Annotated in this window: 19 protein-coding genes and 1 pseudogene; 3 read left to right on the forward strand and 17 right to left on the reverse strand. The window is 35.5% G+C overall.

Features of this window, described 5'->3' with window-relative positions; all coding sequences use genetic code 11:
* Position 1: 1 nt before the first annotated feature.
* The 10 genes from DRZ96_RS03195 to DRZ96_RS03240 all read right to left on the reverse strand — a co-directional run bounded on the left by DRZ96_RS03195 (position 2) and on the right by DRZ96_RS03240 (position 8,547).
* Entirely contained in the window at positions 2–226 is a 225-nt protein-coding gene (locus DRZ96_RS03195) for a DUF951 domain-containing protein (protein WP_005957132.1), read from the reverse strand.
* Positions 213–1,091, reverse strand: a complete 879-nt coding sequence (locus DRZ96_RS03200; protein WP_112889558.1) for a mechanosensitive ion channel family protein — start codon at positions 1,089–1,091, stop codon at positions 213–215. The genes DRZ96_RS03195 and DRZ96_RS03200 overlap by 14 nt, the downstream gene beginning before the upstream one ends.
* 2 nt (positions 1,092–1,093) lie before the next feature.
* On the reverse strand, positions 1,094–2,002 hold the full coding sequence (locus tag DRZ96_RS03205; protein WP_256584803.1) for a hypothetical protein: 909 nt from the start codon (positions 2,000–2,002) through the stop codon (positions 1,094–1,096).
* A gap of 242 nt (positions 2,003–2,244) precedes the next feature.
* Positions 2,245–3,162, reverse strand: coding sequence for a DMT family transporter (locus tag DRZ96_RS03210; RefSeq protein WP_112889559.1), 918 nt, complete (start codon positions 3,160–3,162; stop codon positions 2,245–2,247).
* A 147-nt stretch (positions 3,163–3,309) separates the two neighbouring features.
* Entirely contained in the window at positions 3,310–5,259 is a 1,950-nt protein-coding gene (gene tkt / locus DRZ96_RS03215; RefSeq protein WP_112889560.1) for a transketolase, read from the reverse strand.
* A gap of 11 nt (positions 5,260–5,270) precedes the next feature.
* The gene (locus tag DRZ96_RS03220; protein WP_112889561.1) at positions 5,271–6,023 is read right to left on the reverse strand and encodes a WecB/TagA/CpsF family glycosyltransferase; all 753 of its coding nucleotides are present in this window, start codon (positions 6,021–6,023) and stop codon (positions 5,271–5,273) included.
* A 159-nt stretch (positions 6,024–6,182) separates the two neighbouring features.
* Positions 6,183–6,527: a type II toxin-antitoxin system PemK/MazF family toxin gene (locus DRZ96_RS03225; protein WP_112889562.1), complete on the reverse strand. Its 345-nt coding sequence runs from the start codon at positions 6,525–6,527 to the stop codon at positions 6,183–6,185.
* Positions 6,528–6,646: 119 nt separating this feature from the next.
* A complete protein-coding gene (locus DRZ96_RS03230) occupies positions 6,647–6,916 on the reverse strand; it encodes a hypothetical protein (protein WP_112889563.1) in 270 nt (89 codons plus the stop codon).
* Positions 6,917–6,961: 45 nt separating this feature from the next.
* Entirely contained in the window at positions 6,962–7,219 is a 258-nt protein-coding gene (locus DRZ96_RS03235; protein WP_112889564.1) for a hypothetical protein, read from the reverse strand.
* A 137-nt stretch (positions 7,220–7,356) separates the two neighbouring features.
* The gene (locus DRZ96_RS03240) at positions 7,357–8,547 is read right to left on the reverse strand and encodes an NAD(P)H-hydrate dehydratase (RefSeq protein ID WP_112889565.1); all 1,191 of its coding nucleotides are present in this window, start codon (positions 8,545–8,547) and stop codon (positions 7,357–7,359) included.
* A 200-nt stretch (positions 8,548–8,747) separates the two neighbouring features.
* Between DRZ96_RS03240 and tyrS the strand changes: the two genes are divergently transcribed.
* Positions 8,748–9,974, forward strand: coding sequence for a tyrosine--tRNA ligase (tyrS, locus tag DRZ96_RS03245; RefSeq protein WP_112889566.1), 1,227 nt, complete (start codon positions 8,748–8,750; stop codon positions 9,972–9,974).
* A 7-nt stretch (positions 9,975–9,981) separates the two neighbouring features.
* Entirely contained in the window at positions 9,982–11,373 is a 1,392-nt protein-coding gene (pepD, locus tag DRZ96_RS03250) for a beta-Ala-His dipeptidase (protein ID WP_112889567.1), read from the forward strand.
* Between the two features lie 152 nt (positions 11,374–11,525).
* On the opposite strand, the gene DRZ96_RS03255 is transcribed toward pepD, so the two are convergent.
* Positions 11,526–11,963, reverse strand: coding sequence for an ATP-binding protein (locus DRZ96_RS03255; RefSeq protein WP_236587223.1), 438 nt, complete (start codon positions 11,961–11,963; stop codon positions 11,526–11,528).
* Between the two features lie 121 nt (positions 11,964–12,084).
* On the opposite strand from DRZ96_RS03255, the gene rd reads away from it, so the two are divergent.
* A complete protein-coding gene (rd, locus tag DRZ96_RS03260) occupies positions 12,085–12,246 on the forward strand; it encodes a rubredoxin (RefSeq protein WP_070699985.1) in 162 nt (53 codons plus the stop codon).
* A gap of 253 nt (positions 12,247–12,499) precedes the next feature.
* Here the strand turns inward: rd and DRZ96_RS03265 are convergent, their stop codons facing one another.
* From DRZ96_RS03265 to DRZ96_RS03290, 6 genes and pseudogenes are all read right to left on the reverse strand, one after another.
* Positions 12,500–13,609 (reverse strand): M20/M25/M40 family metallo-hydrolase, encoded by a 1,110-nt coding sequence (locus tag DRZ96_RS03265; protein ID WP_112889568.1) that lies wholly within the window; start codon positions 13,607–13,609, stop codon positions 12,500–12,502.
* Positions 13,610–13,617: 8 nt separating this feature from the next.
* Positions 13,618–14,286 (reverse strand): hypothetical protein, encoded by a 669-nt coding sequence (locus tag DRZ96_RS03270; protein ID WP_070699987.1) that lies wholly within the window; start codon positions 14,284–14,286, stop codon positions 13,618–13,620.
* Between the two features lie 10 nt (positions 14,287–14,296).
* Entirely contained in the window at positions 14,297–14,998 is a 702-nt protein-coding gene (locus DRZ96_RS03275) for a DUF5058 family protein (RefSeq protein ID WP_070699988.1), read from the reverse strand.
* A gap of 184 nt (positions 14,999–15,182) precedes the next feature.
* Positions 15,183–16,043 (reverse strand): annotated as a pseudogene (locus DRZ96_RS12305) (polyphosphate kinase 2 family protein).
* Positions 16,043–16,816, reverse strand: coding sequence for an alpha/beta hydrolase family protein (locus DRZ96_RS03285; RefSeq protein WP_112889569.1), 774 nt, complete (start codon positions 16,814–16,816; stop codon positions 16,043–16,045). The pseudogene DRZ96_RS12305 and the gene DRZ96_RS03285 overlap by 1 nt, the downstream one beginning before the upstream one ends.
* A gap of 387 nt (positions 16,817–17,203) precedes the next feature.
* The gene (locus DRZ96_RS03290) at positions 17,204–17,875 is read right to left on the reverse strand and encodes a uracil-DNA glycosylase (protein WP_112889570.1); all 672 of its coding nucleotides are present in this window, start codon (positions 17,873–17,875) and stop codon (positions 17,204–17,206) included.

Here is a 17,875-nt window from a genome sequence, read left to right on the forward strand (position 1 = left end):
TTTACTCACCTTCTTTTTTATGATGGACAATACTTACAAATTTATCTCCTTCTAAAATTTTTCTAACTCTCTTTTCAAAATCCATACGGCTCATCCAAACTACCCTGTCGCAACCCAGGCACTTTAGTTTCATATCTGCACCCTTTCTTGCGATTTCCCACTTGTTTTCACCACATGGATGTCCCTTCTTTAGGGTAACTATATCGCCTAACTCATAGTAAAGCATCTTCAATTTCTCCTTTTATAAACTTATTTCTAATCATAGGGGGATCAATATTTTCTCTTTGCATTGTTTTTATAATCTCGGACCTAAGGGCAAACTCAAGATCATACTGTTGTCCCTGCTTTGTGTAATAGACAAGGGCCATCTTGTAGAAATCCCTTCCATTTTCAGTAACTCCCCAGAAGTTTGGTCCCATGACCATATCTTTGTGGTCCCTGTATTTTTCTATGGCTTCTTTTATTTTTTCTTCGGCAAAGTCTGGGTCACAAGAATTGTCTAGGTAAAATTCAATTTTTGTCCTTATATTAGCCCTTTCCTTGTTGGAAATAATTGAAATATTGCTGTTGGGAATTACGTGAAGAATCTTGTCAAAGTCACGGATTTTTGTGACCCTAAGTCCAAGGTCTTCAACAATTCCTTGAATGTCACCAATCTCAACTAAGTCCCCAACAGAATATTGGTCTTCAAAAATTATGAAAAACCCATTGATAAAGTCCTTAACAAGACTTTGGGCGCCAACACCTATTGCCAGTGAAAACACACCTAGAGTTGCAATAATTGGTGCAATTGAAATGTTAAAGACACTCATGATTATTGTAATTCCAATAAAAATTAGGACTACCTTAATTATACGTCTGATTAAATTTGTAACTGTAACTATCCTGTTGTAGGATCCCTTTTCCTTTATCTTATCTGAATTTAATTGTCTTCCTATAAAGGAATCGATTAACTTTAAAATTATAAAAGTTCCTACAATTATAATGGCAACCACAAGTAGTCTTTCCCAAGACTCTAGTCCACCGAAGGTTGATCTCAGGGCCTTGTCTGCCTCACTTGCAACAGCGTCTGTATTTTTTTCTATGTTCACTTTTACACCTCTTTATAAGTTGTCTCAATTTTACTATCTTCTTCTCTTACTGTATTTGTATTTACAACGGAGTAAAGACTTAGGTCCCCATTTCTCAAGGCCCCAATCAAAAGTCCGTTGATTTTAATTTTGTCTAGGGAGTAGCCCAACCTTGTGTAAAACTCTCCAGAATTTCCAATTTCTCCACCAACATCACTTGGTCCATAGACATAAATTGATCCAGAAATATTTTCCATCTTGTTGACATTGGCTGCAATTATTTTTTTCTTGCCTGGCTTTAGGATGTAATTGTATTCTGTGATAATTCCTGAATGGAGAAGGTAGGTCTTCTTGCCTTCCACCAAGATGTCAGAAATATTTGGGACCCTATCTTCATATATTGTGCCAGAATTCATAAACCTATAAATTGTCTTGTCTGTAAGGGCCAATACTGACCTCTTGTCCTTCTTTAGGTACATGACAATTTCGTGGCTTAGGCTTTTAGAAGTTTTTTCTCCCTTGTTTAAATTATAAACGATAGAAGTATAACCACTTGTCTCATTTTTTATTTCTGCAACAGAAAGATTTTTATCATCAACTACATCGTGAGTCAATATTTGATTACCTGTCCTATAAATCTCTGTGAGAGTTGAGTCGTTGCCCATTAAATATAAAATTTCATTTTTCTCATCGACGACGTGAAAAATTATATTTGCATTTTCATAAGTGATGTTAAAGATATCTCCCTTTACATCTGTGGTTGAAAGAAGCTCGCCCATCTCTGAATACATGTGGACCTTACCTAGGTCTTTCTCATACAAGAAGGCGTAGTTATTGGCGAAGAAGGCCTCGATGTTTTCATCTTCTCTTTGAATCTTCTTTACAATATTCCCTTCCCTGTCTGTTATATATAGAACTGGGTCAGCCCACAAAAATACAGACTTAGATGCAAGGCTGAAGTCCTCTATGGGCTCATTAACACTTACCCCCTTAAGTCTTACTATGTCCTATCCTTGGAAAAGTTTTTATGGTTAAAATATATAAATCCTAAAAATATAAGTAATAAAAATAAAATTATTGCGTGATTTTTTTTAATTCTCAAAATACCACTCCCGACTTCATTATAACATTTATACTTTTAATTTTGCATTGAAATGGCATAAAAAAAGAGGGGTCAAACCCCCTTTTTAGTTTGTTTTTTGTTTAAGATTATCGCCCCTGCTAGGACAAAGACAAGTCCCAAGACAATATTTATTGTTAGGTCTTCTCCAAGGACCAAGATGGATAAAATTGTCCCGAAGACTGGAATAAATAATTTGTAAATTCCAAACTCACTGGCACTGTGAGCCTGGAGGACAAAGGTCCAGATGGTAAAGGCAGTTGCCGATATAAAGGCCCCATAGGATAGCATTAAGAATAAGACGAAGTCAAAGTTCACATTAGACTTGTGAGTGATGGCTCCAAGGATAATTAGTGGCATCGCCCCAAGGACAAATTGTGACCCCGTAAGGAGAAAGCCATTTAGATTTCTTCCGTACTTTCTTATTAGGACGCTGGAAAGGGCATTAACAGTTTGGGCAATTAAGACAAAACCTTCTCCAGTAAACTTAAAGTGGAAGCTTCCCTGTGAGTTTAAATTTGTTATAAGTAACCCAGTTGAACCAACAAGTAGGGCTATGACCTTTTTCTTAGTAAGTCTCTCATCACTAATTAAGAGGACTGAAAACAAAACTGTGATAAAAGCATTTGACGATTGTATAACTGCAGTAAGAGACCCCAAGGTGTTGGAGAGTCCAATATAGTAAAAACCATACTGTAAACAGGTCTGCAACAAGCCAATAATTACAATAAATTTAAAATTTACATTTTCTCTCTTTACTTCTTCCTTGTTGAAAAGAAAAAAGTATATGAAGGTCAAAAGTCCTCCCATAAAAAATCTTATCCCGGCAATATAAATTTTCCCACCAGGATCATCTGGCAAGATGTTGGCATGAATGTAAGTTGTCTTTATTAGGGGTATGGCAGAGCCCCAAAGTAGCATTGCCAAAAGCGAAAATACTATTGCCCATCTTTTTTCTTTTATAAGTTTCATTTCTCCCTCCAATCTCAAAATTTTTGTATTTTATAAAAATAATTTTTTAAAAATATTTAGTCTTACTAAGAACTATAAAAAATAAATCAAAAACGCAAATAAAAATTTAAATTAAAAAAGGAGGTCGCCCTCCTCTTATATATTCTATTAAAATTCTTGAATTTTTCTTCTGATGTTTTCTTTTGTGAATCCAAATCTTTCAAATACTTCAGAGCCCTTTCCACTTGCACCAAAGGTATCAATGGAAATTGCCATTCCCTTCATGCCAATGTACTTGTGCCAGCCAAAGGATGATAAGGCTTCAAGTGAAATCCTCTTAGTGATATTTGATGGAAGAATTTCTTCCTTGTAGTCAGAGGATTGGGCATCAAAAAGTTCCATAGAAGGCATTGAAACCACACGAACTCCTTTTAATCCGTCTGCTGCTTCAAGGGCAAGAGAAACTTCTGAACCTGTAGCTATTACAATTTTTTCAAGTTCTCCTTCTTCCTTCTTAATTATATAAGCACCCCTGTAAATGTCTTTTGAAGAATTTTCAAGTTGTGGAAGACCTTGTCTTGATAGGGCAAGGACAAAAGGCGTGTTCTTTGAATTGAAGGCAAGATTAAGTGAAGCTGCAGTTTCACGTCCGTCAGCAGGTCTTAATACAACAATTCCTGGGATGGACCTCAACATTGCAAGATGTTCAATTGGTTCGTGAGTTGGTCCGTCTTCTCCAACTCCAATGGAGTCGTGAGTGAAGATGTAGACATTTGGAATATTCATAAGGGCTGCAAGTCTAATTGTTGGCTTTAGGTAGTCACTGAAAACCAAGAAAGTTGACGCATAAGTCCTTAGGCCTCCATGAAGAAGGATTCCATTTGTGATTGCACCCATGGCATTTTCACGAACACCAAAAGTTATATTTCTTCCAAGTCTATTGTCAGCTGAGAAATATTCTTCTCCCTTTAACATAGTCTTATTTGATGGTCCAAGGTCAGCTGATCCACCAAAGATGTGGATGTTGTCCTTGGCAATCTTATTTAAAACTTCGCCAGAGATCGCACGAGTTGCCATGTCTTTATCAAAGGAATCGTAGTAGGAATCTTCTAATAATTCCTTCTTTTCTAATTTAAAGGCAGCAAGATAGTCTTCATATTCTTTAGGATATTTCGCTGCATATTCTTCTTCAATTTTTTTCTTTTCATTTACCTTTGCAGTATTTTCTTCAACGATTTTTTGGAAGTGAGCCTTCACATCTTCATCAACATGAAAATCTTCATCAGGAAGTCCAAAGAATTCACGAGTTGACTTTCTATCTTCCTTGCCTAGGGGTTCACCGTGAGCCTTTGCAGAGTCTTCTCTCGGTGAGCCGTAGCCAATTTTTGTCTTAACTTCAATAAGAGCAGGCTTGTCAGATTTTTTTGCTTCTTCGATTTTTGCATTTATTTCATCTAAGTCATTTCCATCTTCTACTACAAAAGTGTCCCAGCCAAGAGCCTTGTACCTGTCACAAACATTTTCTGAGAAGGCAAGATCAGTTGATCCCTCAATGGAAATTTTATTTGAATCGTAAAGGACGATTAGTTTATCGAGTTTTAGTGTGCCAGCTAGCGAAGATGCTTCGTTAGAAATTCCTTCCATCAGACATCCATCTCCAACTAGGGCATAAGTATAGTGATCAACAAGTTTTAGGTCTGCCTTGTTATAGAGGGCAGCAAGTTTTTCTTCTGCAATTGCCATACCAACTGCCATGGCAATCCCTTGGCCAAGAGGTCCAGTAGTTGCTTCAACACCCCTAGTGTGACCGTACTCTGGGTGACCTGGTGTTCTAGAATCAAGTTGCCTAAAGTTTTTTAAGTCATCAAGACTTATACCGTAGTCAAATAAGTAAAAAAGTGAATATAAAAGTGCAGATCCATGTCCTGCAGAAAGGACAAACCTATCCCTATTTTTCCAATCTAAATCCTTAGAATCTCTCACGAGATGATTCTTAAAAAGAGCATAGGCCATTGGTGCAGCACCAAGGGGTAGGCCTGGGTGACCTGAATTTGCATTTTCAATTTGATCAACAGACAGCATTCTCAAAGTATTAACTGCTTTATTTTCGATATTCAAAATTCCTCTCCTCACTCAACTGAATTTTTATCTCTCATTACCGCCAACAAAAACTTTGGCAAATCAATTTGCCTCTTAATCCTAGATGGGTTTTTTATAAGCCTATAGAGCCACTCAAGACCAAGCTTGATAAAAATATCTGGGGCCCTGTTTGCCCTGCCAGATAAGATATCTAGGACTCCACCATTTCCAATTATAACCTTGGCCTTTATTTCATCCTTCCAAGCGTCAATCCACTTTTCTTGACGAGGAAAACCAAAGCCAACAAAGACAATGTCAATGTCCTTGGAATTTATTTCTTCTATTATTTTTTCTTCTACACTAGACTTCTCACCGTCTAGCTTGGAATTGAAATAGCCATTGTGAAATCCTGCAACATTTAAGTTTTTATATTTTTCATTGACAGCTTCTGCTGCATCCCTTGCAACACCTTCCTTGCCACCTAAAAAATATAAGTTGAGACCCATCTCATCAGCAAGCTCAAGTAGCTTAATAGAGGTATCAAAACCTGTGACCCTTTCTTTTAAAGGCTTATTCCTAAGTTTTGATGCATGGATAAGACCAATCCCGTCAGCAAGAATTAAATCTCCTGAGTTGACAAGATTCTTTAGATCTTCATCTCTCTTAGCTGCCATTACGATTTCAGTATTTGGAGTGTAAATCTTTTTAAGAGAATCTCTCTTTAAGAAGTCCCTTAAAATATTCTCACACTCAGAATTATCAATGTTAAAAATTTCAACTCCAAAAATTTTTACTTTTTCCATAAATCTCTCCGGTAATAAGTTTATCACATAGGCGAGAGCATTTCTATTGTTAATGATTTTTAAAGTTTAAATTTTTGCAAGTATTATAAGAAACTATTTAAAATTTTTAAACAAAAAAAGACTACCTCTTACGAGATAGTCAATATGTATGTTGCCCAATTATTTTATCGCCAAGCTAACTTTTATTGCTGCATCAATCTCTCCTATGACATCCTTGTCGAATCTACCGATTTTCTCTCTCAACCTTTTTTTATCTATCGTCCTCAATTGCTCTAGAAGAATTACAGAATTCTTGGGCAGTGGAACATCTTTAGCTTTCACATTAACGTGGGTTGGTAACTTCGCCTTGTTAAGTTGAGATGTAATTGCAGCTATTATTATTGTAGGCGAATATTTGTTTCCAATGTCATTTTGAACAACAACTACGGGCCTTACTCCTCCCTGTTCTGATCCAATAACTGGCGACAGGTCGGCATAGAATATGTCCCCTCTTTTTATCATCATAATTTTCACCTTTTAAGGCAAGAGAGAATTAAAAGATTGATCTATGAGCAACCTTTATATCATTCTATCACAATTCTCCTTTTTATTTTCATTTAGATGGCAATTATTTTAAAAAATCATTACAAGTACATTGGCATTACAAAATTTATTGCAATCATAACTAATAAAGGAATGGTATATTTCTTTGTTTCCTTTAAATTATATTTTGTTCCTCCTGGTAGGTAGTGAACAATTGCCGGTGCAAAAACTACTACAAACCAAAGAACTTGTACATAGATTGGCCCTCTAAACCTGTGAAAAAATTCTGCCACTCCTGTGATTGCGAGATATGTATAAAATATATCTAGAGCAAATAAAATTATAAAAAGTATTTTTCTATTTTTAAACATAATAACTCCTTTAAAAATTGTCTGAGAAAAGTTAAGGCTACTTCTTTACATTGACATTTTAACCATGAAAATTGTAAATAAAATTAAAACTACTACATAAATACCCATGGCTATTTTGTATCCCTTGCTCCAATTGTCCCTTTCTTTTTTTATCCAAATCAAATTTAAGACAAGAGCCAACAAGGCAGGCAAGGCTACAATTATTGGGCTTCTATTATTTTTTACAGACTCGGACATAGTTATTAGAACAAAAAGGTTTAGGATCTGCCAAAAGGCATGGACTTTAAATGGATATGATTTCATAAAATTTCTTCATCTACCTTCACTTTTTTAATAAATCAATTTCGGCTCTTTTAATATTTACATGTAAACATCTAATTAAGCTTCGGATAACATTGCTTTAAATTCATTATAACTCAAAAAAATCAAAAAAAACAAATTTAGTTTTCTTCAAAAAGTTTAAAAACTTGGTCAAGGCCTTCTATTAGGTCTCTTGCCCTTAGGCTGGTCTTTGAATTTTTTCTTGCAAAGATGTCACCTGAGAGTCCGTGAATATAAACTCCAAGCCTTGCCGCATCAAATAGGTCATAATTTTTCATCATGGCAGAGATTATCCCCGTCAAGACGTCACCTGATCCTCCACTTGCCATGCCAGAGTTGCCAGTCCTATTGGTGTAAGTTCTCTCTCCATCTGTGACGATTGTTTCGTGACCCTTTAGAACTAAGATGACCTTATATTTTTTTGCAAATTTTTCTGCAACTTCTTTTCTATTATTTTTAATTTCTTCTATAGATAAGTCAGTTAGTCTTGCAAATTCTCCCTCATGGGGCGTTAGGATTGTTGTGAAATCTTGTCTTTTTCCTAATGAATATAAGTTTTTTGACAGGATATTTAAGCCGTCGGCATCTATTAAAAGGTTTTTTTCTATTTTTATTGTTCTCTTAAAGACTTCTTGTCCGTAAGTTCCAAGTCCCATGCCAGGTCCCATGGCAAGGACATCTAGACCTTCAATAAATTTTTCCATTTCATCTAAATCATCAAAGTTCTTTGCTATTGGCTCTACAAATTTTATGGACATTATGTCAAAGATTTCTCTTGGGACAATATTATAAACTAGACCTGCACCAGCTTTTAAGGCAGCATTTGATGATAGGTAAGATGATCCCGTCATCCCCATGGACCCACCAAGGATTCCAATTTTCCCAAAGTCTCCCTTGTGGCCAAAGTCGTCCCTGTCCTTCCAAAGGGATTTCATTTCTTCATCTAAAATTATTTCTTCTTCATGATTTTTTCCCATAAAATTATCTCCCCTGATTTTTGCAACAGCCACTGCATAATCTCTTTCATGACTGATAGATAAATCAAATTTCATATCAAAGACTTCTGCATAAGGGGCATCTCCATTATATTTTATTTTTATATCTTTGAAAGAAATTCTTCCAAGACCTGTCCCAAGAGCCTTAGCCACAGCTTCTTTGGCAGCAAAGATTCCACTGGCTCTTTCGTAGGGGTCTTTTCTCTTTTTTATTCTTTCTATCTCATCTTCATTATAAAATTTTGGAAGAAAATTTTCCTTTTCCTCCATTAGTTTTTTTATCCTAGAAATTTCTACTATATCTATACCAAGCATTTTATCACCATTGACATTTATTTTATTTTCGATTATTATATCATAAATAGTATGAATATAAGACGTTGAAGATATACAGTAAGCGAAAGCTGAATTACAATATTGGAGTCTATTAATTTTTGAGGCCTCGGCGAAGAAAGGTGGTACCACGAATGCGTCCTTTCGTTCACGGGGCCCTTTTTATTTTTTTGGAGGAATTTATGGAAAATGTATACGATATTTTAAGCGAGAGAGGTTACTTAGACCAATGCACTTATGAAGACGAGCTAAGGGAAATGCTTGGCGAAGAATCAGTTCCTTTTTACGTTGGCTTTGATGCAACTGCTGACTCCCTAACTCTTGGTCACTTTATCCAAATTAGGGTTATGCAACACATGCAAAATGCTGGCCACGTGCCTATAGCCCTACTTGGTGGCGGAACTACAACTATTGGCGACCCATCAGGCAAGTCTGACATGAGATCACTTATGGACAGGGAAACTATTGACTACAACGCAAGAAGATTTAAGGAACAAATTTCTAGCTTCTTAGATTTTTCTGACGGCAAGGGCTACATTGAAAACAACGTCGACTGGTTAACTAAGTTAAACTTCCTAGAATTTGTTAGAGAAATTGGTATCCACTTCTCTGTTAACAGGATGCTACAATTTGATTGCTACAAGAACAGGATGGAAGAAGGACTTACTTTCTTCGAATTTTCTTACATGCTTATGCAATCCTACGACTACCTATACCTCTACAGGAAGTATGGCTGTAAGCTAGAAGTTGGTGGATCTGACCAATGGTCCAACATACTTGGTGGTTATGAACTTGTAAGAAAACTTGAAGGCGACAAGGTTTATGCCATGACATTTAAGCTTCTTACTACTGCAGCAGGAATCAAGATGGGTAAGACTATGGCAGGAGCAATTTGGCTTGACCCAGAAAAGACTACACCTTATGAAATGTTCCAATACCTAAGAAACTGTGACGACAGAGATGTTATTAAGTTCATGAAGCTTCTCACTATGCTTCCACTTGATAAGATTGCTGAATACGAAAAATTAGAAGGGGCAGAAATAAACAAGGCTAAAGAAGTTCTTGCCTTTGAAGTTGTAAAAGACATTCACGGCGAAGAAGCTGCTAAGTCTGCTCTTGATGCTTCTCACTCCCTATTTGGTGGCGACAAGGCATCAGAAGACATACCTTCAACTGAATTTGAAGCTAATAAGTTTGACGAACCTGTGGGAATCTTAAACCTTATGACTGAGCTTGGACTTATTAAGACAAACTCTGAAGGTAGGAGACTAATCCAACAAGGTGGAGTTAGCATTGACGATGAAAAAATAAATGACCCTAAACTTGAAATCACAAAAGACAGCTTCAAGGATGGAGAAATTATTATTAGGAAGGGTAAGAAAGTTTACCACAAGGTTATTATAAAGTGAGGTTAAGATGAATTTAGAACCAAAAAAAGTTTTTGATTATTTTGAAAAACTATCACAAATTCCAAGGGAATCTGGTAATGAAAAGGGAGTTTCTGACTTTTTAAAGAAGTTTGGAGAAGAAAAGGGCTACGAAGTTGTTCAAGATGACAGCCTAAATATTATTATGGAAGTGCCTGCAACAAGTGGCATGGAAGACAAGCCTAAGGTTATTCTACAAGGTCACATGGACATGGTTTGTGAAAAGGGCAAGGACTCTGACCACAATTTTGAAACTGATCCAATTGAACTTATTGTTGATGGAGATTCTCTTCACGCCAATGACACAACTCTTGGAGCAGACAATGGAATTGGTGTTGCCATGGCAATGGCTCTTGCAGAGGAAGAACACGGTCCCCTAAAGATAATCGTAACTGTATCAGAAGAAACTGACATGCACGGTGCCAAGGACCTTGATGCAAAGCATCTTGATGGCAAGTACCTTATAAACATCGACTCTGAAGAAGAAGGTGTCCTAACAGTTTCATCTGCAGGTGGAAAACTTCTTAAATCAAAATTTGTCTTTAAAGAAGAAGATTATTCTGGCAAGGCCTTTGACCTTCACCTTCACGGCTTCCTAGGTGGCCACTCTGGTATGGAAATTGCCAATAACAGGGGCAACATGATCAAGGTGATGGCTGAGATCATCAACAAGCTTGATGGTGCAAAATTAATTGACATCAACTGCGGCACAAAACAAAATGCCATCCCAAGAGAGGGCAAGCTTTCTCTTGTGGCAGATGAAAAAGCTCTTGAAGAAGCAATAGCCTTTGTAAAAGATAAATTCAAGGATGTGGCAGGAGAACTTGTAATAGAATGTAAGGAAATTTCTCACGATGGAAAAGTTTTAACTGGTGATGACACTAAAAAACTTGCAAACTATTTATTAGAACTCCCAACTGGACCACACACTTTCTTAAATGAAGAGAAAAAAGTTCTTGAATCATCATCAAACCTTGCTATTGCAAAAAAAGTTGATGACGCAATTGAAGTTTTTGTTTCACTAAGATTTGCATCTTCTTCACTTTCAGAAGAATTTGGCAAAATTTACTTGGATATAGTTGAAAAATATGACTGCCAAGCAGAATTTATCAACCCTTATCCAGAATGGGAATACAGAAAAGAATCTGACTTTAGAGAAATTGTAAAGAAAATCTACAAAGAGATTACAGGAAAAGAAATGGAAGAAGAGTTCACACATGGTGGACTTGAATGTGGTGTCTTCTACAAGAAAAATAAAGACTTAGATATTATCTCCATTGGACCAGACACTGTAGGAGCACACACACAAAAGGAAACTCTTTCAATTTCTTCAACTAAGAGAGTTTATGACCATCTTGTAAAAGTTTTAAAGGCTCTTTAATAAAATAAACTAATGGCTGTCACAGGGCAGCCATTTTTTCTTGCAAGAAAAAAGAAACCCCTAGAGGTTTCTCTATAAAAATTATTCTATTATTTATAAATTAATAAATTACATAAAATTTCCATATATATAATTTATCAATTAATAAAGTATCAAAGATTTTTAATTGCGATGACCTCGTTATGATTTAGGATTAGCTGGTCAGTTAAGGCCTCAACAATAACTAGACCCCTGCCATTGCACTTTTTTTCTCCACAATTATAGGAGGAAGTGTCGTGGTCAACGCCCCTACCCTCATCTGAAACAATAATTTTTAAAAAATCATCTTTTATAAGCAAGTTCAAATAGACCTTCTTTCTAAGGTCTTCTTGGTTACCATGGATTGCTCCATTTATTACAAGCTCATTTAAAATAACTTTTATATCAAATAATTTCTCTTGGTCGGCAATATAAGGATTTAAATCTCTCATGGCTGAATCCAAAAAACCCTTTATTAGAGATAAATCGCTATATACAGAACCATTAAATCTATATAAAGTATCCATAATTCTCACTCCATCTATTAGAAAATTACCCATTACTTCTCTCATTTAAACTCCAAAAACTATGAAGGTATTTAATTTTAAAATTTTACTGTATTATATTTAGCAATTTGTTATAATGTATTTAAGCTTGGAAAAAAGCATAAATTTTAATAGGAGGAAGATAAAAATGAAAAAATATGAATGTACACTTTGTGGATACATCTATGATCCTGAAGTAGGCGACGAAGATAACGGCGTTAAGGCTGGTACTGCATTTGCTGATCTACCTGAAGATTGGGTTTGCCCTCTTTGTGGAGCAGAAAAATCAGACTTCGAACCTGTTGAATAATAATAATATTAAAGAAGGCTTAGGCCTTCTTTTTTTGTTTAATTTTTATAAATTTTAAATTTTTATCCACAATTTTCTTTTTTTATCTACATTTGTAGATTCATAACCACTATTTTATAAATAACTAGGAGATTTTTTCTATAATTTCTTTTTATTTATCCACAGTTATAATATTTTTTTAAATCTCAAATAAAAAAGTCATGAGCCTTCTTTTATATAAAACTCATGACCTCTTTCTCATATTTATTTTTTCTTAATCAAGCTTCAGATAATCTATAAGAGCTCTTGTGGTATTTTCTAGATCTTCTAAAACTATATACTCTTCCTTTGTGTGGACCTTTTCCATTCCAACTCCAACTATAAGAGAGTTGAAGCCCTCTTCAGCGAAGAAGTTGGCATCGGATCCACCACCAATTATTACTTCTTTTGCATCTACCCCTACATTCTTGTAAGATTTTATAACTTTTTTTGCAAATTCCATATCACTTGGAGCAAGAGCTGGATAGTCCAAAGTTTTTTCAAAGTCAAAATCTTCTGTTAAGTCCCCTACAATCTTTTGATATTCATCAAGAATTTCTAAGACATGGTCCTTGTCGTGACCCCTAATCTCTCCAGAGAATTCAAGATAATCTGGAACGACGTTTTTTGGAAAATCAGAATTTATCTTAGATACATTTGCTGTTGTGAATTCATCAATCCTTAGATTCTTAAACTTAGAAATAGCTTTGGCTGCAAGCATAATCGCTGATATTCCCTTCTCTGGCTCAATGCCTGCATGGGCAGACTTGCCTTTTATCTTAAAACTATAAGAATAAGATGTAGGAGCCTTGTAGGCCACCTTGTCGCAAGATCCTGCATTATCAACTACAATCATATTTTTGGCAGGGTCCATGTTCTTATAGACTTCTTCCCAATTTATATTTCTAGCACCAAGCATTCCCACTTCTTCTCCTGGTGTGAAGATTGCATAAATATCTCTGTGCTTGTGGTTCTTTGTCACAAGATAGTAGATTGAATATAGGATTGCTGCAAGACCACCCTTGTCGTCGCCACCAAGAGTTGTATTGCCATCAGTCTTCCAAACTTCATCTTCTTTTATAATTTTTAAATCCTTGTTGGGTTCAATGACGTCCATGTGGGCCGAAAAAGTTACTCCTTCTCCCTGACCTTTAAACTTTGCAAAAATTGTAGGAGCCTTTCCCCCATATTTATCTTGTGACTGGTCGAGATAGACCTCTCCACCAAGTTCTTCTACAAAATTTATTATATATTCTGCCACTTTCTCTTCTCCATAAGAAGGAGAGTGGATCAAAAGTAAGTCTTCAAAAATTTCTAAAAGTTTTTCTCTTTCAAAGTCCTTCATATTTCCTCCTATGAGTTCTTATTGATAGTTTCCAGTTGTGTTTTTGCAAAGTAAATTGATGAGAAAACTGTAACAAGAGTTATTAAAAAAGTTGCATTAAAAGGTATTAGAGCAACAATCTTTGACATAACAAAGGCAACAACTAAGGCAAAAACTCCTGTCTTAAAAGATTTGACAGAAAATTGTGCAAAGATTCCTCCATAAAGTGCTGGAATTATAAGAGTTAAAACTTCTTTGACATGGTCTGGCAAGTTGACAATTACAGTTTGAGCAAAAATTGTTGATATAATTACAAAAAATGTTGCAACATAAATTGAAACTGCAATGCCTATTGTTCCCATCATTGAACCTTCATCTGTACCTTGCTTGTAGCCTGAACCAGAAATTGCTGATACTGCCGCAGGAATTTTTAAATTGACACTGTTTCCTGATAGGGTTGACATGTATAAACCTGCTGCCCCAATGATTGGATAGTTGGCAATTGGTTCTGAAAAGTAAAAGGCTCCTGATACAGACATTTGTGAAATTGCACCTGCTATTATGGCTGCTAGACCTGGATTATATCCATAATAAAAAGTCATAAGCATTGGTGGAAGAAGTACAGCAATCATGCCAAGAGCCATTGTAAGTCTTCCAAACTTGTGAATTGATTGAGAAAATTTTTCGTAAGCTGTCATTTTTTCCTCCTTAAAATATTAATTGAGATGCAATTGCACCAATAAACATTGCAAAAGTAAGTCCCCAGTCTTTTAACCAAGCGTACTTCTTGCCCAACTTTTGGCAGATAAACATAATTATGAAGCCAAATACAGTTGCAAAAGTAACCTTTGGATTTGTGTTTACCTTTGATAGGTTGTCTACACAAAAATATGCAAAGGCTCCAAGCATAGCTCCCACAGAAACTGCAGGAAGAAGTGCCTTCCTACCACCAGTAAGGATGTGGTTTACAGATTCCATCTTGTGGCCAAAAACTATCATAAAGATTAACCAACCCATTACACCAAGAGCAGGTGTCCAAAGAGCATTGGCATAAACTGTTGGGTCCATTGTTGTAGCAAGTTCTGAACCCATTGCCTTGGCACCAAAGTTTGCAGCCATGGTTTCGTAATTTGTTCCACCAATTACTGACATCCTAAGAGCTGTGACTGGTGCACCAAGAGTAACAATAAGTGCAAGTATGGATCCACAAATACCAAGTGCAGGTCCAATAGATGAAACCGCCGCTGTCACTATTCCCTTTTTGATTTTCTTCTTATCCATGTTCATTTCCTTCGTAGCCTTTAGGGCCCTTCTCAAAAGATAAGTCCCTTGGAAAAGAACTAAGATGATACCAACAGAACAAACCATATACATAAGTGGACTGTTGGCAAACTGCCATTGATCTTTCATAATTATTCCTCCCTTTTTTGAATAAATTATCGACAGTATAACACAATCCTTTTTCCTTGTAAATCTATACTTAAGTACAATACTTGTGAAAACTATACAAAAAAAGACTCCGTAAAACGAAGTCTTTATCACACTTTGATGGTCTTTTATAAAATTTCCCAAGAAAAAAACTTTTAATTATTTTTTAATTTTCTTCCAAGATTTTTTTCCACTTGTCCAAACTTTCTAATTCTTCTTTTGAAAGTTCAGGGTACTTTGGATCCATTTCTTTTAACTTTTCTAAGATAACTTCTGAGACAAGATATCTTGAGAACCACTTCCTGTCTGCTGGCACAATGTACCAAGGAGCAGCTTTTGTAGAAGTGTTAATTAGCATATCTTCATAGGCCTTCATATAATCATCAAAATACTTTCTCTCTGTTATGTCTGAGGATGCAAATTTCCAATTTTTTTCTGGTCTTTCAATTCTCTCCATAAGTCTTTCTTTTTGCTCCTCTTTAGAAACATGGAGGAAAAATTTTACAATTTTTATTCCATTATTTGAAAGATACTCTTCAAAATTATTTATTTCTTCAAATCTTTTTTCCCATATATCCTTAGTGACTAAGTTTTTTGGGAAGGGTTAATCTAGGACTAATTTGTGAACTCTTGATACAAGAACATCTTCATAATGACTTCTGTTAAATATCCCAATCTCTCCACGAGGAGGCAGATCTTTTGCCACCCTCCAAAGATAATCATGATCCAACTCATTTTCACTTGGCTTTTTAAAAGAAACAACTTTTGTACCCTGTGGATTTATTCCAGTCATTATATTTTTTATTAGGGAATCCTTGCCAGCAGCATCCATAGCTTGAAGAACAATTAAAAGCGATTGATTGTTTTCAGCATAAAGTTTTTCTTGATACTCACGCATCTTTATAATATTTGCAGGTATCAATGTATCTTTTACTTCATCTTTTTCAAGTTTTCCATTGTATGAAGTTGGAACCTCATATAAGTTTAGCTTTTTCTTTTCTTTAACTAAATATTTTTCAGTTTTCATTAAAATTTGCCAACTTCCTTTGAAAATTTAATTGCTTCTTCCAGCATTTGAGTTGTTATTTGGTGGTAGGTCATGTCAAAAAGTTTAAAGCCCAAGAGTTTTTTGTCTTCGTAAACTTTTTCAACTTCCTTGGCAAAGGACTCCTGACCAGCTGGGTCGATTATATCGTCGTTTCTTCCGTTAAAAAGAACAATAGGCCTATCCTTAAAAGCCTCTGGACTATCCATTGGGTTCATGTCTAGGAAAAATTCGTTAATCCTAAATTCTCTCTCGTCAATATTGTCCTTATTTTTAAGTTCATTTACACCACGGACAAGTTCTTCCCAATTATTTATTCCGTTAAAGACAAAGGCCATCTTGAGGTCCTTCTTAAAGGCATAAAGGCCTCCAGCAGTAATGGCACCCATGGAGTGACCTCCCACTGCGATTTCATTTCCTGGATAATTTTTTTCAATATACTTAAAGATAGAAGGAGCTTCCTCGATGTTGTGCATAATTACCTTTAAAATATATTTTCCTTCAACAGCCTTGTCTTCGTGGTCAATCTTTTCCACATTCCTCTCACCATGATATCTGGCTTCTGGGAGGATAACCCTGTAGCCATAGGCTGCAAAAATATTTCCCCTAAAGATTTGACTTTCATTGTCTGATCCCCAGCCGTGATAAAAAACTAAGGTCTTATTAGTCTCTTCTTTTGGCTCAATTATCACTGCAGGGACTTTACCTATCATAACTTCCTTTATATCTGAATAGCTTGTTTTTAAATACTCCATAATTCACCTCTCCTACATTATAGCAAAGAAAAGAAAAAGATTTTAGCAAGGCTTACTTTCTTTTATTTTTAGTATTTATTGTTTCTGTATTTTTTAATTTATAAATTTTGTGAATTGATAAACCCTTGCAAACTCTTAACTTTTTGTGACTTCTCATTTTATTATGACCTAGAAGTTTTTTATAGCTTTATATTTTTTTAAGACTTCTTATTTTATTAAGACCTGAGAAATATTTGTGACTTCACAGTTTTTTATGATCTCGAAATTTCTTATAACTTCATAAATTTTTATAATCTTATATTTTATTACAAAGTCAATTTTTTTATAAGAATTCAAAAAATTTGGTCAATAAAAAAGCAAGGAATAGTTTCCCTGCTTAAATCTTTATTATTTAATTTCCCAAGTTGGAGGTGTCACTCCATTTTCTTTTAAAAATTCATTGGCTCTTGAGAAGGGCCTTGATCCAAAAAATCCCCTCGATGCTGAAAGTGGAGATGGATGAACTCCTTCAATGATGAGGTGGTTGCCTGATTTTATAAACTTCTTGCGCGCCTTGGCATGGTTGCCCCATAGTATAAAAACTACTGGGTCTTCTTTTTCGCTAATTTTTTCTATGACTGCATTGGTGAATATCTCCCATCCAATCTTTGAGTGGCTCATGGGTTGGTGGGCCCTAACTGTTAGGGTGGTGTTAAGAAGCATTATCCCCTGGTCTGCCCATGATTTTAAGTAACCTGTTCGTGGAATTTCTATTCCCAAATCAGAATTTAGTTCCTTGTAAATATTTCTAAGTGAGGGTGGAATTGCCACACCTTCCTTGACAGAAAAGGCAAGTCCATGAGCCTGGCCCACATTGTGGTAGGGGTCCTGTCCCAAGATTAAAACCTTTAGGTCCTTGTAAGAAGTGTAGTGAAAGGCATTAAAAATATCTTGAGCCTTTGGAAATATTTCATAATTTTTATATTCTTCAATTAAAAGTTTTCTAAGGTCCTTGTAGTAGTCCTTTTCAAACTCTTCTTCCAAAATGTCTTGCCAATCATTTTTTAAAATTTCCTTCAC

Source organism: Peptoniphilus harei, from assembly GCF_900454685.1.
GTDB classification, from domain to species: domain Bacteria; phylum Bacillota; class Clostridia; order Tissierellales; family Peptoniphilaceae; genus Peptoniphilus_A; species Peptoniphilus_A harei.

Bases quoted from the DNA above. Each gene is read 5' to 3' on its own strand.
- DRZ96_RS03195 (WP_005957132.1), bottom strand. From the start codon at position 226: ATGCTTTACTATGAGTTAGGCGATATAGTTACCCTAAAGAAGGGACAT.
- DRZ96_RS03210 (WP_112889559.1), bottom strand. From the start codon at position 3,162: ATGAAACTTATAAAAGAAAAAAGATGGGCAATAGTATTTTCGCTTTTG.
- DRZ96_RS03220 (WP_112889561.1), bottom strand. From the start codon at position 6,023: ATGGAAAAAGTAAAAATTTTTGGAGTTGAAATTTTTAACATTGATAAT.
- DRZ96_RS03225 (WP_112889562.1), bottom strand. From the start codon at position 6,527: ATGATGATAAAAAGAGGGGACATATTCTATGCCGACCTGTCGCCAGTT.
- DRZ96_RS03230 (WP_112889563.1), bottom strand. From the start codon at position 6,916: ATGTTTAAAAATAGAAAAATACTTTTTATAATTTTATTTGCTCTAGAT.
- DRZ96_RS03235 (WP_112889564.1), bottom strand. From the start codon at position 7,219: ATGAAATCATATCCATTTAAAGTCCATGCCTTTTGGCAGATCCTAAAC.
- DRZ96_RS03240 (WP_112889565.1), bottom strand. From the start codon at position 8,547: ATGCTTGGTATAGATATAGTAGAAATTTCTAGGATAAAAAAACTAATG.
- tyrS (WP_112889566.1), top strand. From the start codon at position 8,748: ATGGAAAATGTATACGATATTTTAAGCGAGAGAGGTTACTTAGACCAA.
- pepD (WP_112889567.1), top strand. From the start codon at position 9,982: ATGAATTTAGAACCAAAAAAAGTTTTTGATTATTTTGAAAAACTATCA.
- DRZ96_RS03255 (WP_236587223.1), bottom strand. From the start codon at position 11,963: ATGAGAGAAGTAATGGGTAATTTTCTAATAGATGGAGTGAGAATTATG.
- rd (WP_070699985.1), top strand. From the start codon at position 12,085: ATGAAAAAATATGAATGTACACTTTGTGGATACATCTATGATCCTGAA.
- DRZ96_RS03265 (WP_112889568.1), bottom strand. From the start codon at position 13,609: ATGAAGGACTTTGAAAGAGAAAAACTTTTAGAAATTTTTGAAGACTTA.
- DRZ96_RS03270 (WP_070699987.1), bottom strand. From the start codon at position 14,286: ATGACAGCTTACGAAAAATTTTCTCAATCAATTCACAAGTTTGGAAGA.
- DRZ96_RS03275 (WP_070699988.1), bottom strand. From the start codon at position 14,998: ATGAAAGATCAATGGCAGTTTGCCAACAGTCCACTTATGTATATGGTT.
- DRZ96_RS03285 (WP_112889569.1), bottom strand. From the start codon at position 16,816: ATGGAGTATTTAAAAACAAGCTATTCAGATATAAAGGAAGTTATGATA.